Source organism: Sphingobium sp. Z007, from assembly GCF_900013425.1.
Taxonomy (GTDB): domain Bacteria; phylum Pseudomonadota; class Alphaproteobacteria; order Sphingomonadales; family Sphingomonadaceae; genus Sphingobium.
In genome coordinates this window covers 1-13,179 of sequence record NZ_FBXK01000007.1, presented here as the reverse complement: position 1 = coordinate 13,179, position 13,179 = coordinate 1, and the positions used below count along the sequence as shown (strand labels likewise).

Annotated in this window: 14 protein-coding genes and 4 pseudogenes; 12 read left to right on the top strand and 6 right to left on the bottom strand. The window is 59.5% G+C overall.

All coding sequences use genetic code 11. The features are described 5' to 3' along the window. Positions 1-123 precede the first annotated feature (123 nt). The 4 genes and pseudogenes from CEQ44_RS25260 to CEQ44_RS25440 all read left to right on the top strand — a co-directional run bounded on the left by CEQ44_RS25260 (position 124) and on the right by CEQ44_RS25440 (position 4,346). A complete protein-coding gene (locus CEQ44_RS25260; protein WP_256960066.1) occupies positions 124-345 on the top strand; it encodes a hypothetical protein in 222 nt (73 codons plus the stop codon). Further along, a pseudogene (locus CEQ44_RS23810) lies at positions 243-3,030 on the top strand (Tn3 family transposase). Before CEQ44_RS25260 ends, CEQ44_RS23810 begins: the two are co-directional and overlap by 103 nt. 142 nt (positions 3,031-3,172) lie before the next feature. Further along, positions 3,173-4,038: pseudogene (locus CEQ44_RS23805) on the top strand (recombinase family protein). A 17-nt stretch (positions 4,039-4,055) separates the two neighbouring features. Beyond that, positions 4,056-4,346, top strand: coding sequence for a recombinase family protein (locus tag CEQ44_RS25440; protein WP_373557356.1), 291 nt, complete (start codon positions 4,056-4,058; stop codon positions 4,344-4,346). A gap of 15 nt (positions 4,347-4,361) precedes the next feature. On the opposite strand, the gene CEQ44_RS23795 is transcribed toward CEQ44_RS25440, so the two are convergent. The 5 genes and pseudogenes from CEQ44_RS23795 to CEQ44_RS23780 all read right to left on the bottom strand — a co-directional run bounded on the left by CEQ44_RS23795 (position 4,362) and on the right by CEQ44_RS23780 (position 8,336). Continuing rightward, positions 4,362-4,796 carry a hypothetical protein gene (locus CEQ44_RS23795; protein ID WP_059153716.1) on the bottom strand — a complete coding sequence of 145 codons (435 nt, stop codon included), beginning with the start codon at positions 4,794-4,796 and terminating at the stop codon, positions 4,362-4,364. A 77-nt stretch (positions 4,797-4,873) separates the two neighbouring features. Next, positions 4,874-5,146, bottom strand: coding sequence for a hypothetical protein (locus tag CEQ44_RS25240; RefSeq protein WP_256960062.1), 273 nt, complete (start codon positions 5,144-5,146; stop codon positions 4,874-4,876). Positions 5,147-5,250: 104 nt separating this feature from the next. Next, the gene (locus CEQ44_RS25235; RefSeq protein ID WP_256960061.1) at positions 5,251-5,973 is read right to left on the bottom strand and encodes a replication initiation protein; all 723 of its coding nucleotides are present in this window, start codon (positions 5,971-5,973) and stop codon (positions 5,251-5,253) included. A 498-nt stretch (positions 5,974-6,471) separates the two neighbouring features. Continuing rightward, positions 6,472-8,031, bottom strand: a pseudogene (locus CEQ44_RS23785) (type IV secretory system conjugative DNA transfer family protein). After that, on the bottom strand, positions 8,028-8,336 hold the full coding sequence (locus CEQ44_RS23780; RefSeq protein WP_088201831.1) for a mobilization protein: 309 nt from the start codon (positions 8,334-8,336) through the stop codon (positions 8,028-8,030). Before CEQ44_RS23780 ends, CEQ44_RS23785 begins: the two are co-directional and overlap by 4 nt. Positions 8,337-8,506: 170 nt before the next feature. Here CEQ44_RS23780 and mobQ point away from each other — a divergent pair, with 170 nt between their 5' ends. Together mobQ and CEQ44_RS23770 are read left to right on the top strand one after the other, a co-directional pair. Further along, positions 8,507-9,586: a MobQ family relaxase gene (gene mobQ / locus CEQ44_RS23775; RefSeq protein WP_088183823.1), complete on the top strand. Its 1,080-nt coding sequence runs from the start codon at positions 8,507-8,509 to the stop codon at positions 9,584-9,586. Further along, positions 9,583-10,089 (top strand): hypothetical protein, encoded by a 507-nt coding sequence (locus CEQ44_RS23770; protein WP_088201830.1) that lies wholly within the window; start codon positions 9,583-9,585, stop codon positions 10,087-10,089. Before mobQ ends, CEQ44_RS23770 begins: the two co-directional genes overlap by 4 nt. Here the strand turns inward: CEQ44_RS23770 and CEQ44_RS23765 are convergent. Continuing rightward, positions 10,049-10,243, bottom strand: coding sequence for a hypothetical protein (locus CEQ44_RS23765; RefSeq protein ID WP_306424897.1), 195 nt, complete (start codon positions 10,241-10,243; stop codon positions 10,049-10,051). The two genes, CEQ44_RS23770 and CEQ44_RS23765, sit on opposite strands and share 41 nt — an antisense overlap. A 205-nt stretch (positions 10,244-10,448) precedes the next feature. Here CEQ44_RS23765 and CEQ44_RS23760 point away from each other — a divergent pair, with 205 nt between their 5' ends. The 6 genes and pseudogenes from CEQ44_RS23760 to CEQ44_RS23745 all read left to right on the top strand — a co-directional run. After that, positions 10,449-10,685 (top strand): CopG family transcriptional regulator, encoded by a 237-nt coding sequence (locus CEQ44_RS23760; RefSeq protein WP_088183825.1) that lies wholly within the window; start codon positions 10,449-10,451, stop codon positions 10,683-10,685. A 34-nt stretch (positions 10,686-10,719) separates the two neighbouring features. Further along, positions 10,720-11,115, top strand: coding sequence for a DNA cytosine methyltransferase (locus tag CEQ44_RS25330; RefSeq protein ID WP_306424898.1), 396 nt, complete (start codon positions 10,720-10,722; stop codon positions 11,113-11,115). Beyond that, a pseudogene (locus CEQ44_RS25325) lies at positions 11,112-11,165 on the top strand (hypothetical protein); the annotation flags it as partial. The gene CEQ44_RS25330 and the pseudogene CEQ44_RS25325, both read left to right, overlap by 4 nt. Positions 11,166-11,569: 404 nt before the next feature. Beyond that, a complete protein-coding gene (locus CEQ44_RS25320; RefSeq protein WP_306424896.1) occupies positions 11,570-11,848 on the top strand; it encodes a DNA cytosine methyltransferase in 279 nt (92 codons plus the stop codon). Then, positions 11,838-12,773 carry a NotI family restriction endonuclease gene (locus tag CEQ44_RS23750; RefSeq protein ID WP_158230102.1) on the top strand — a complete coding sequence of 312 codons (936 nt, stop codon included), beginning with the start codon at positions 11,838-11,840 and terminating at the stop codon, positions 12,771-12,773. Before CEQ44_RS25320 ends, CEQ44_RS23750 begins: the two co-directional genes overlap by 11 nt. Before the next feature lie 94 nt (positions 12,774-12,867). Beyond that, positions 12,868-13,179, top strand: a 312-nt coding sequence (locus CEQ44_RS23745) for a recombinase family protein (RefSeq protein ID WP_144036365.1), incomplete at its 3' end; no start/stop codon positions are given.

Genomic DNA, 13,179 nt, shown 5'->3' with positions numbered 1-13,179 from the left:
GGCCCAGTCGGCCCCAAGCTGCGATTTTGGCCAAGTCGGAGAACGTTTTGGGAACGTGGCATTCGGTATTGACGATGGAAATCATAGAAGAGGACAGTTCGCTCCATCATAGGGAGTGGGTTGATGGATCGGAGTATTCCGGGCGGGGATTTGATCGGACGATGGAGCCTGAGCTTTGCCGATATTGATTTTGTAAATTCGAAGCCGGCCCTGACGCGCCTTGGCCTCGCCGCGCAGCTGAAATTCTTCGCTTCCCTGGGTTTTTCGCGATCGATCCCGGCTCAATCCCTACCGATGGCCTCTCGTATCTGGCCGAGCAACTCGGTGTCGAGGCTGGCGAGATAGCCGGTTATGACTTTTCCAGTCGGACAGCACGACGGCATTGTGCGGAGATCCTGATCCATCTTGGATATCACCGCATGAAGCGGGTGGATCGCGCGCAATTGACGGAATGGATTGCTGGCGAGCTGTGCCCGGGCGGCCAGTCGATCAATGCCATGCTTGAGCATGTTTTCCTGTGGTGCCGGGACCGGCGTATTTATGGGCCGTCGCGCAAGGAGCTTGAACGTGTCGTTCGCTCACAACGGCAAGATTATCTGGACACCTGGCTGATCGGAGCCAGTGATCGGCTTTCGTCAGATGCGGTGGCGTTATTGGAAGCCTCGCTTGCCGATCCGGACAGCTCGACCGGATTCAACAGGATGAAGGGTGACGCCGGACAGGCAACGCTCGACAACATTCTCGACGTGACCGAGAAACTCGCCTTTATCCAGAGACTTGATCTTCCCCATGATCTCCTGACGGCTACGGGCAAGCCATGGGTCGATCAGATTGTTCGCCGCGTTGCCGGTGAAAAGGCCTCGGAGATGCGCCGGCATGCGCCGGCGCGACAGCTCGGCCTTTATGCGATTTATCTAATGTCGCGGGAGGCGCAACTCACTGACGCGATGATCGACCTGCTGATCGAAACCGTTCACAAGATCGGAACGCGCTCGAAACGCAAGGTGGTGGGCGATATCGCGAAAGACATCGAGCGGGTCTATGGAAAGGAGCGCCTGCTGGTCGAGATCGCCAGCGCCTCGATCAATGAACCATCGGGGCGCATCTGCGATGTCATTTTCCCGATCGCCGGTAAGGCCAAGCTGGCGGCGATCGTCAAGGAGAGCCATGCGAAGGGCGCTCTGGACCGGCGCATCTACAAGGTGATGCGTGGTTCCTGGGCCAATCATTACCGGCGCATGCTGCCAAGCCTGCTTTCCGTACTTGAGTTCCGGTCGAACAACGCGGTGTGGCGGCCGGTCCTGGCGGCCCTCGACTGGATCAGGAGCAAGGTGGATGGCGGATGCCGCTTCGTGCCATTGCAGGATGTTCCGATCGATGAGGTGATTCCAGCGCGATGGCGCAGTTCCGTCATTGATGACGATGGGCGGGTAAACCGGATCAGCTATGAGCTTTGCGTCCTGACGCAACTGCGCGACCGCATCCGCTCCAAAGAAATCTGGGTGGTCGGGGCGGATCGCTATCGCAATCCCGATGACGATCTTCCCAAGGACTTCGAGATCAGGCGAGATGCGTACTATTCCGGCCTCAGCCTGACGCCAGATGCGCAGGCGTTTTGCGCCTCGATCCGGGAGGAGCTTGAACGGGAACTGTTGCTCCTCAATGCCAATATTCCACAAAACGACAAGGTCCGGCTCCTGTGGCGCGGCGACAACCGGATATCGATTACACCGTTCAAGCCCTTGCCCGAACCGAAGGGTCTCGCTTCGATCAAAAGCGAGATCGGTCAGCGCTGGCCGATGACCGGACTGCTGGACGTGTTGAAAGAGGCTGCTCTGGACACGGGATTGATGGATGCTTTCGAAACGTCGGCCTCGCGGGTTACCCTGTCGAAAGCAGCCTTGGCTCAGCGTCTTTTGCTGTGTCTCTATGGCTTGGGCACGAACGCCGGGCTCAAGCGGGTCGCTGGCGCAACACCCGATGTCAGTTACGAGGAATTGCTGCATGTCCATCGCCGTTTCATCCACGCGCCAGCGCTGAGGGAGGCGTGCGCGCGGGTAGCAAACGCGACACTGGCAATCCGCAATGCCGCAGTATGGGGAGATGCGGGCACGGCATGCGCGTCCGATTCAACGAAGTTCGGCGCGTGGGACCGCAACCTGATGACGGAATGGCACGCCCGCTATGGCGGCCGTGGCGTCATGATCTACTGGCATGTGGAGAAGCGCGCGACCTGCGTTTATTCCCAGCTCAAGCGGTGCTCTTCCTCGGAGGTCGCCTCCATGATCGAAGGCGTGCTACGCCATTGCACCGACATGGAAATCCAGCGCCAGTACGTCGATAGCCACGGCCAGAGCGCAGTCGGCTTTGCGTTCTGCCGACTCCTTGGATTTGAGCTTGCCCCGCGGCTGAAAGCAGTGGCACGCCAGAAACTGGCCCTTCCCCAAGCCGGCATGCGCACGCGGCTTTCCAATTTACTGCCGATCCTCTCCAGCCCGATCGACTGGGACGAGATCGAGCAACAATATGACGAAATGGTCAAATATGCCGCTGCCATGCAATCGCGCACCGCCGATCCGGAAGCGATCCTGCTCCGGTTTGCCAGAGCCGAAGTGATGCACCCGACCTACAAGGCGCTGAGTGAACTCGGCGCGCGGTCAAAACAATCTTCCTATGCCGGTATTTGCGTCAGGAGGCATTCCGCCGCGAGATCCACGAAGGGCTGAATGTGGTTGAGAACTGGAACGGCGCTAATGGTTTCGTGTTCTTCGGCAAGGCGGCGAGATCGCCACCAACCGCATCCATGAGCAGGAAATCTCCGTTCTGGCGCTACACCTCCTGCAAGCGTCGCTGGTGTATGTGAACACCCGCATGCTTCAGACCGTACTGGTTGAGCCGAAGTGGGCGGGGCGGATGACGCCGGAAGATTATCGTGGTCTCACGCCGTTGATCTACAGTCATGTGAACCCTTATGGCCGCTTCGACCTCGACCTGAACGACCGGATTGATTTTGGACGGCTTGCAGCGTGAGGCGGCTGATCGGCCTATAACATTTGGGTACACCCCAGAGTGATAGGGCCGAGTGACACCATTCGTCTGTCACAAAAGGGTGGGTTTGCGCTCAATGTGACGATACACTGCAAGAGCCACCCTAATGTGACGGATTTTGCACTTGGCTCGTATCGGATATGCCCGCGTCAGCACCACGGACCAGGATCTGGATATCCAGATTGGCCGCCTCAAGAATGCAGGTTGCGAAATTATCCGTTCCGAGACCGGATCGGGGCCTCGCGGAGCGGGCGCACGGAACTGGAAACGATCATGCAGTTTATGCACACCGGCGACGAGCTGGTCGTGCTGCGGCTCGACCGGCTCGGCCGCTCCACGCGCGATGTCCTGAACCTGGTGCATGAGCTTGATGAAAAGGGAGCTTCGCTGCGCATCCTTGAGCCAGAGGTGACGACGGCGGGCGACATGGGGCGAATGGTCATCACCATACTCGGCATGGTCGCCGATATGGAGCTGAAGTTCATCAAGGATCGTCAGCGCGCCGGGATCGAAGCGGCGCGCGCCGAAGGCGTTTACAAAGGCCGGAAGAAGAACGTCGATGACGATGAAATCCGCCGTCGCCTTGCCGCCGGCGCCAGCAAGGCCCGCGTTGCCCGCGACCTGAAGGTCTCACGAATGACCGTCTATCGGGCGCTCGACATTATTCCGTCACAGACCAAACTGCCGGAAAAGCCGCCCACTGCCAGCATCGCCCTGCATCTGATTATCGAGAACTTCAACAAGCGTGGAAGAGGTAGAAAACCCGCTCGGGAGCGGATTGAGGCGATGCTGGAACGCGACTACGCCATGGTAAAAAACGGCAATTGTGATTACAAACTGACCGTCGCCTATGACCCCGATCCGGATGGCATTTCCCTTGATGAGGAAATCCAAAGCCTCCTCTCCGAGATGTTCAACATCGCAGAGAGCTACAATTGCTCCATGGAAGCCGATATCTACGAGGTCGGTGGTCAGCAACGGTCCTGGTAGAATCAATCAAGCGTTCAGTGTTCGTTCTTCAACCTGGCCAAAATCGCAGCTTCGGGCCGACTGGGCCAGGTAATAATCGCGGTGTTGGGATCGCAGCCAGTTGGGAGCGGGAGCGCATCACCGAGCGCACCGCCGCAGGGCGTGTCCAGGCAAGAGCGCGTGGTGTCAAATTCGGTCGCAAGGCGGCTCTCACCCCTCACCAGCAGTCCGAGGCACTGGAGAGACTGGCTGCTGGTGATACGCAGCGCACCGTCGCGGCGCTGTTTGACGTCAGTCAGGCAACGATATCGCGGCTCGTCGGACGATAGCGAGCTGCGCGCAGATCAATCATCTGCCTTGCCGAACAACCGACCAAAAAAGCCGCGCTTGGATTCCGCAGGCTCCGGGCCGGTCAGCAATCCTATCACCCGCGCCTGCGCCTCTCGCCGCTCATCCTCTGATTTGTCGAGCCTCTGCCGTAGATCGGCAACTACGCTATCGCGGTCCTGCAACTGTTCACGCAACAGTTCAATCTCACGTTGCAACCCCCCTGAATTTATTGGGGTTTCGCTGTTTCCAGAATGGGTTTCGGAGCGGGACTCGGCAACCGTTTCTTTCTGTTTCGGGGGGAACACCCGGAATAGTTCGGAAGTGTCTATGAGGTAGCCGTTATCGGTCTTCTCAGCATAGCTAAGACGGCCAGATTTAAGAGCTTTTGAGACGGTCCCCTTGCTGACCCCGGCCAGTTCGGCCCCTTTCGTCATCGAGACGGTTGCCATGCTTTATTCCCCCGTTTCCAACCGGGAACGTATCCCTGTTTCTATAGGGTATCGTGAAACCCAAAGAGCGACAACCACTAGGGTTTACTCCATTTTTCCGCGCAACCCCTTACCCAAGTCGTCCAGTCTTCACGCAGAGCATCGCCTCGGAGCTGACGCCGCTTGTCGGCTCGCACTCGCGCATATTGATCCGCCAATCGCTGAACCGCGTGTCCTCCACCATAGGTGACGCCGATCGCATGCAGCTCGACCGCGCCAAATTCCGTCACCTGATCGTCGGCAGGCCAGCGTAAAACATCGGACACACCCAGATTTGCAGCGGTCGCTGCGATGATCGCACTGGGGTCCATTATCGTCTCTGCCGTCCCATCTCGACGGGCGCGGCGACCGGCGCGATGTCGCTCGTTTTCTTCTTCGGCGGCAACCGCTGCGATTGGTGGTTTGCGGCGGAAGGTTATTGCGACCTCGATGACCTTGCGGCCCGCCTTTTTGCAACGTCCCACGCCACGGAGAATTGTGGGACAAGCTGATTGATTTCGGCCGTCGCGGCATCGAGGACGAAACGCCGTAAGTCAGCGAACGAGCTATAAGCCCCCTCTGGAACGCCCAGCTTGGCGCGCAGGGTTTCCACATCGCCGCGCCAGATCGGCACGTCTCGCCGGTAGAGCAAGGCTCCGAGCTGGTATAGTTCGAGCGCATATTTGCTGTCGAAGGCCAGCACCGTTGCCCGATGCAGGAGGGCGTAGGCTTCGCTGTCTTTCAGAAGGTCGCGCGCACGCCGGGTGAAACGGTAGATCAACCACCCCTGTTCCCCTCCCTCAAACGTCTCTTCGATCATCTGGAAGGTGCGCCGCCCGTGGTCGCCGTCCACCTTGTCGGGCATTGCGAAGAAGATGCCCATCAGCTCGTCAATCGTCTCGGTAAGGCGATCGTTGGAATTGTGGGAGCCGCGCAACATGCGCTTGGCGATTCTGTGTTCCTGGTCGCGCCAGGCATCGCCAGCGGCCTGGTGCATCATCAAGGCAAAGACCTTGCGCGCTGACAGGCTCAGGGAAACCCCCCTCGCATAGCGGACTTCCACCAGTTCGCGCGGCTGCACTATCGTGTCGGAACCGCGTTCCTTCTCGATCCGTGCCACTTCCATCGTGCGGCCAGTTGTGTCGGCTGTCCCGTCCATAATCGGACATTCGGGCGAGGGGCGGGCAAGGTCAAGGTATTATGAGATGAGAGGCAAATTGCTCTCATCTCACGCACCCCATTTCTCATGATACCCCCACCCCAAAACTCACAATAGGGCACCCCATTTCTCATGATGCTCCACCCCATTCCTCATGAAAGTCCGGAATATGCCTTTATATTCAATGTGTTTGACACCCCCTGAATCATAGAATCCCAGAATCTAGAATCAACGCGGGCGCGCGAAGAGAATGCCGCTCTAAAGGACGAGGAATATGGAATTGGCCTTTCGGCCAATGCGCCTTTGATGCGCGACGGCTTCGCCGTCACAAGGCGGCCTACCGGCCGCAAGCTTCCCAGGGGAAAAGCACGGCGAAGTCAGGTGCGCCATCGCCCTGTCAGTCCCTGTGGAGGGGCACAGAGACGGTCAGGAGAACCGCCGAAGGTATGCGCTGCGGGGGGGTGCCCTATCGTGCGGATCGCGTCTCCTAGGGCCGTCTCAGGCAGGATCAGCCAGCCCCGCGAACTCGCGCTGATCGTAATATCGGATTTTCTGGACCCGGAGGGGGTCTTTGCCCTGGATCATCAGCAGCTGTTCGTCCGGCCCCATGCGCATGATTTCGTCGGGGTTCATGAGGTTGCGGGCGCTGACCTGGGTGCTGGTCGAGCGGGTATGCTTACTACGCTCAAAAATGCTGCCATGGGTCTCGGAGTAGCCCGCCGTGCGAAATTCGAGGGTTTCCTGTCCCATCGACTTGGACAGCAGTTCGGCGGTCGCATGGTCGTTCACCCGAACGCCTGCAACACCCCGGCATTCGACAGGAAGGTGCCTGCACGCTCGCCATAGAGGGCGCGCAACTGGTGCATGTCCTGCAAGATCGGCCAGAGCTGCAACCCGTATCCGGCCATCAGGCCCATCGCCCGCTCGACGGGTTCGAGTCTGCCCAGGGCGGCGAACTCATCGAGCAGGAACAGGACGGGCCGCACCGGTTTGACCGGCGAACGCGCCATGTCGGTGAGCGCCTGGGCGACCAGCAGGCGCAGCCAGCGGGAATAGGCATCGAGCCGGTCAGGGGCAGGCACAGAAACACCGTGGAAACCCCCTCCTTCAACCCTGCAAAAGTGAAGTCGGAGGCCGAAGTGCTGGCGACGATGCGGGGGCTATCGAGAAAATGGGTATGGCGCTGGGCCGAGGACAACACCCCTGCGGCCTCGCGGTCGGACTTACCGAGGTGGCGATTGCCGGCGCGGGCGATGAGGCCGCCGGCGCCGCGGCTGTCCTGCATCAGGACGAGCAGATCGGCAAAGTTTTTGGGGCGAGCGTGAGATAGTCGCGCACCGTCGCCAGGGTGCGATGCTCGCGATCCTCGTGGACCACGGCATAGAGGATCAGGCCCGCAATCAGCGCCTTGGCTTCCTCGTTCCAATGGGCCTCGCCGCCTTGCCCTGCGGAATCGTGGACCAGGGCATCGGCCAGCGTCATGGCGTCCTCGGCCAGATCGAGGCTTTCCGGGTCGAGCCGGTCTAGCGGATTATAGCGGGCGGCGGGTTGCCCGGAGACGCCGAAGGGATCGAGGCACCACACCTTGCCCTTGGTGGCGCGGGTGCGAGCAGTGACGCGGGCGTTCTCGCCCTTGGGGTCGATGCAGATCACCGAGCGGTCGATGGTCAGCAGGTTGGGAATGATGGTGCCCACACCCTTGCCGCTGCGCGTGGGGGCCATGGTCAGGAGATGGGCGGGGCCGTCATAGCGCAGCAGCTTGCCGGTCCTGAAGGATCGACCAATCAGGAGATCGCCCTTGTTGCTCGCGAGGGCGCGCACGTCATCGATTCCACCGAAGGCGGCCGAGCCGAGCAGCGCGTTGCGGCGGCCCTTGAAGGCAAACTTCCAGACCAGGACGAGGAAGACGACGAGCGCGACCCAGGCAATGGTGCTGGCGATCGCGGTCGGCAGCACCTTTTCGAGCAGCCAGGACGTGCCGAGTAGGACAGCCAGGCTACCGACGACAGCTAGGCAGCAGCCACCGTTATTGTCTTCCCCGACGATCGGCCCGCTCATTGTTCCTCCCGTCCACGTTCGAGGTTCTTCAGGCGAGCGAGCAGCGGCTGCAAAAGGGCATGATCGCGCTCGCGGGTCAGGAACAGCGGCAACTCGCGTTGCAAGAGCGGGCCAAGCTGGCGACCAGTGGGCGTATCCTCGTTTATGTGGTGAAGGATGAACGCGCCGAGCATGATGCGCTCGCGAGTTTCGGCTTTGCGACGATCGGCGGAAAGCCGTGCCTCTAGCGCCTTTCGTCGCTCGCGTAGCTTGCGCTCTTCCTCGCGCATTTTCTCAAGGCGTTCTTCAACGGGCGTGCGCGCCATAGCGGTCCTCCTTGTCAGTTCGCTATAGCAAGAGGATCGCAACAAGGCTACCTTAGCGAAGATAAGGGCACGCTTATACATCGCTGCGCGATGTGCGTGGTCCTCGTGGGGGCTTTGCCCCGCCGGACGGCTTCCCCCTTAAGTGAAGGAAGGAAGAAGGCGCGCGGCCCGTGGCGATCTACCATTGCTCCGTCAAAGTCATCTCGCGCGGTAGCGGGCGCAGCGCGGTCGCCGCCGCCGCCTACCGATCGGGCGAGCGGCTGACCGACGAGCGCCTGGGCAAATGCCACGACTACACGCGCAAGTCGGACATTGAGCATCGGGAGATCATGGCCCCCGATCGCACACCCGACTGGATGCTTGATCGTTCGCGCCTGTGGAACGGCGTCGAGGCAGCCGAGAAGCGCAAGGACGCCCAGCTTGCCCGCGAGGTCGAAATCTCCCTTCCGCGCGAATTGGGCGCGGAGGATCGGCGGGCGCTGGTCGAGGGATATGTGCGCGAGCATTTCGTGTCGCAGGGGATGATTGCGGACGTGTCGCTGCACCGGGGCCATTCGGCGGATGGGCAGGAGCAGCCGCACGCGCATGTCATGCTGACGATGCGCGATTTGACCGGCGAAGGGTTCGGCAAGAAGAACCGCGACTGGAACGCGGCCGAGCGGCTTGAGGGGTGGCGCGCGGCCTGGGCGGACCACGCTAACCGCGCCCTGGAGCGTGCCGGGTGCGATGAGCGCATCGACCATCGTTCGCTCAAGGACCAGCGCGAGGCGGCGCGCGATCGAGGGGACGCGGAGAGGGAAGACGATCTAGGCCGGGAGCCTTTGGGCAAGGTGCCGTTGTCGGCAGTGGCGATGGAGCGCAAGGGCACGTCCACCGAGCGCGGGGATGAACAACGGGCCGTGCGGGCACGCAATCAGGAGCGGCGCGAGCTGACCCAGCAGCTGCGCGACATCAGCGCCAGGATCGCGGAGACAATGCGTAGCCTGGGCGACAAGGCCAAGGGCATGGCGCAAGGGCTGCGTGATCGTCTGGGCGCGGCATGGGGCCGTCAGGATCAGGCCGCCGATCGCGGGGCGGCCGAGCGAATTGCGGAGGCGACGGCCCAGCGCGGCGAGCGCGATCGGGACGGGCCAGAGCCAGGCAGCGCGGCCGAGCGCATTGCGGGGCGGCTCGACAAGATCGGGAAGCACGATCCGCTGGAACGTGAGCGGCGGCGCGATCGTGAGCAGGACAAGGATATGGAGCGATGAGCGAGGATGACAGCGACGATCCGGTAATGGCGCTGCTGGCGACCCAGCGTGCGGTGCTGGCAGCAGTCGAGAATCTGGCCGCCCAGGTCGAGGCCATGCAGGGGCAGCTCGGTGTCATGGCCGAGGCGATCGACCGGCTGACCGGCGATCAGGCCAGCACGACCTCGAAGGGCGCGCCGGTATCCCTTGGCGCGCGATTCCGCATTGCGACAGGCCCGGAGGCCGACGCCGATCCTGAATTACAGAATGCATACCGGCATTATCGCCTCGCCAAGCATCTGGCAGAGACTTTGAATAGAAACGATCCTGCTGTCATTGCCGCTGATGTGGCGCGGGCACATGATTGGATCGCGGATCAGCTCGACAAGGGCCGGGTGTTCGATCCGCTGAAAAGCCGGGATGAGGCGGGGGTGTCCAAGGTCGTGGTCGAACCGATCCACGAGGAAATGCTGGGGAAACGGATCAGGGTCGAGCGGAAGCAGGAGCGGGAGCGGTCGAGGTAGATCCTTTGCCGTAAAGGCTCAGGATGATTTGCGGCACCAGCGAGGGCGGCACGCCTTCTTCCATGAACATCGCCAGCATGGCGTGCTCCTCGATGGTCAGGTCCATGCCCTCGATCGCCAGATTGGCGCACGCCTCGGCGTTGGCTCGCGCCATTGTTCCATTTCGGCAGCGGTGCCGCGTACATAGTCCATAGCACGCACCTGGGCGCGGAGCGCGGGAAGGTCGATCGGTATGATGGTCATAGCGACGACATTTGTATCAAATTTACCTCCAGAAAGCATTGCATTTGCAGGCTTTTTATGAGAACAAAAAGAGAACAAACTTGAAATTGACTAGGCGTTGAACCGGAGGCATAGAGATGCAAAGTGCTGCACTTTGCGGCAAAGTGAGGCAACTTATGCCGTCGAAAAACCGGATCACCGTTAATCTGTCCGAAGATGAATATGCCGCTTTCGATCGGCTTGCGGCTCGGTCGAAGGTGTCGAAGGCATGGCTTGGCCGTCATGCGATCAGCTCGTTGATCGAGCGTACTGATGGGGATGAGCAGCAACTGCCGCTTCCCCTGACAGGATTGAAGCGTAGGGGGAGCCGATGAAATCGCGCCATAACATGACCGTCATCGATCTTTTCTGCGGAGCCGGTGGCCTTTCCGAGGGTTTCGGCAAGCGGGTTTCCACGTCTTAGCGGGACAGGATTATGACGACCGGGCAGGCGAGACATTTTCCGCGACCCACCCAGAAGCCAAGTTCATTGGCGGGCCGATCCAAGACGTTACAGCACAGCAGCTCTTAAAGGCTGCTGGCGTCAAGAAGGGTGAAATCGACGTGATCGTCGGTGGTCCTCCGTGCCAGGGCTATTCGGTTTATAATCACCAGCGAGGCGTCAATGACCCACGCGCAGGCTTGTTTCGCGAGTATCTTCGGATCGTGAAGGGCATTCAGCCGCGTTGGATCGTGATGGAGAACGTAACCGGCATCACGTCGATCGGCGGGGCGGCATCGTGCATGAGATATTCGAGGGTATGAAAAGCCTCGGCTATCGCGTCGATATGAAGGTACTCCGCGCCGAAGAATATGGGGTGCCCCAAGAGCGCAGGCGCGTGTTTTTCATTGCCACGCGCACCGATGCGCCAATCTTGTTCCCCGAACAAACACATGGCCCAGGCTTGTTGCCCTTCGTGACAGTTTGGGATGCTATTTCCGATCTTCCTAAGTTGGAAAACGGCGATCGTGCAGGGCCGCGACCATACGGAAAACGGCCTCAAAACAGCTATCAGGCTTTGTTGAGAGGGGACTGCACTATCGTGCAGAACCATTCCGCATCTAGGCTATCGCGGATCAACCAGGAGCGGATGCGACATATTCCCGCTGGGGGATCATGGCGGGACATACCGATCGACCTGTTGCCCGCAGGCATGAAGTTGGCCAAGCGTAGCGATCATACCAAGCGATATGGTCGACCCAAAAAAACAGACCTGTCATGCACAGTATTGACCAAGTGCGATGTGCATTGGGGGCCTATATTCACCCCGTCCAAGATCGTTCGTTCACGGTTCGCGAGGCAGCAAGGCTACAATCATTCCCTGATTTCTTCACGTTCAAGGGTAACAGCACAGAGCAATATGTGCAGGTCGGTAATGCGGTCCCGCCTCTACTCGGGAAGTGCGTTGCCGAAGCACTACTTCTTGCGGATACGGCAGGGATGGCCTCTAAGCAGGTGAAAGCCAGCCTGCGTGAGGAACTCCCGATTGCCGTTTGAACCTGAGTCGATTGTTGGAGAGGTATTAGGTCGGCGGGCGGCAAAGGGTGTCGATCCTGCTGCCGCCGATTTCGAGTGCCCGTACATTCAGTCGCGATGCCCCAAGCGCAGCACACAACTCCCCAGCGAGCCTTATCCCGTGTGCAGTCTTTGGAAGCCTGCACCCCGGAAATCGACCCAAGGGCCAGAGTTGATTTTCGTCTGTCCGAAGCGATTCTACGCTGTCGATTTTCTGACAGAGGTCATCGAACATTGCTGGCCGGGTGAGAAGCCTACTGATCCGCAGATCGCCCGCGAAGTCAAAATGGAGGGCTTCGGGAATGTCGATTTCGTTATCGCAGACGTCAAGAGTGATAAGGAAATCGACCAATTCCTGTCGGTAGAGCTTCAGGCCATTGATATTACTGGATCTGTTTTTCCTGCTTATCAGGCTTTGCGAGCTGGAGAAGATCTAGAGAAAAAGCCGACATACGGATTCAATTGGGACAACGTATACAAGCGCTATATTACCCAACTCATCCGAAAAGGCTATTTCCATCACCATTGGAAATCGAAAATCGTCGCGGTTATTCCTGAGCAAGTATATCAATATATACTAGGCCGCGCGGCATTTATGAAAACTAGCGATGTTAAGAATGACCCGCAGGTCAATATCATATTTATGACTTATCGCTTAGAAGCCGATGCGGATAGGCCAGGTGAGTTTAAGCCTGTGCTTGTTAATGTAGAAGGCACAAGCCACACAAACTTGCAAAATGCCATCATGTATAAAGACCCGCCCCAGAGATCGGCCTTTACGGCACAGATTAAGAGTTCTCTGGTTCGCGGTGCTGTAAGGTTGGCTGATCTAATTGCAGCGGGCGAGGTTTCCGAGATGGAAGATCATGAGGACGAAGGGCCGGACCCAGGAGACCTGATTCAGTAGGGTTGATCCGAAAGTTACAAGTTTTGCATCAGATTGAAACCCACAGGAATCCGGCCTCTTTCCTGATGCAAAAATCTGATGCACCATTTTGGCTATGATCTACGGCTATGCGCGCGTCTCAACCACCGGCCAGGACTTGGCCCAGCAGATCGCCCAGCTCACCGATGCTGGGTGCGTGAAAATCTACCGCGAGAAGATTAGCGGAGCGAATGCCGAGCGTCCCCAGCTCAAGCGCGCGATCGGCGCACTAGATGATGGCGACGTGCTGATGGTGACGGCAACAGACCGCCTCGCCCGCAACACCCGCGATCTGTTGAATATCCTCCATGCAGTGAAGGAGGCCGGGGCTGGCTTCCGATCATTGGCCGAGCCGATGGTTGATACGACTTCCCAATTTGCAGAGGTA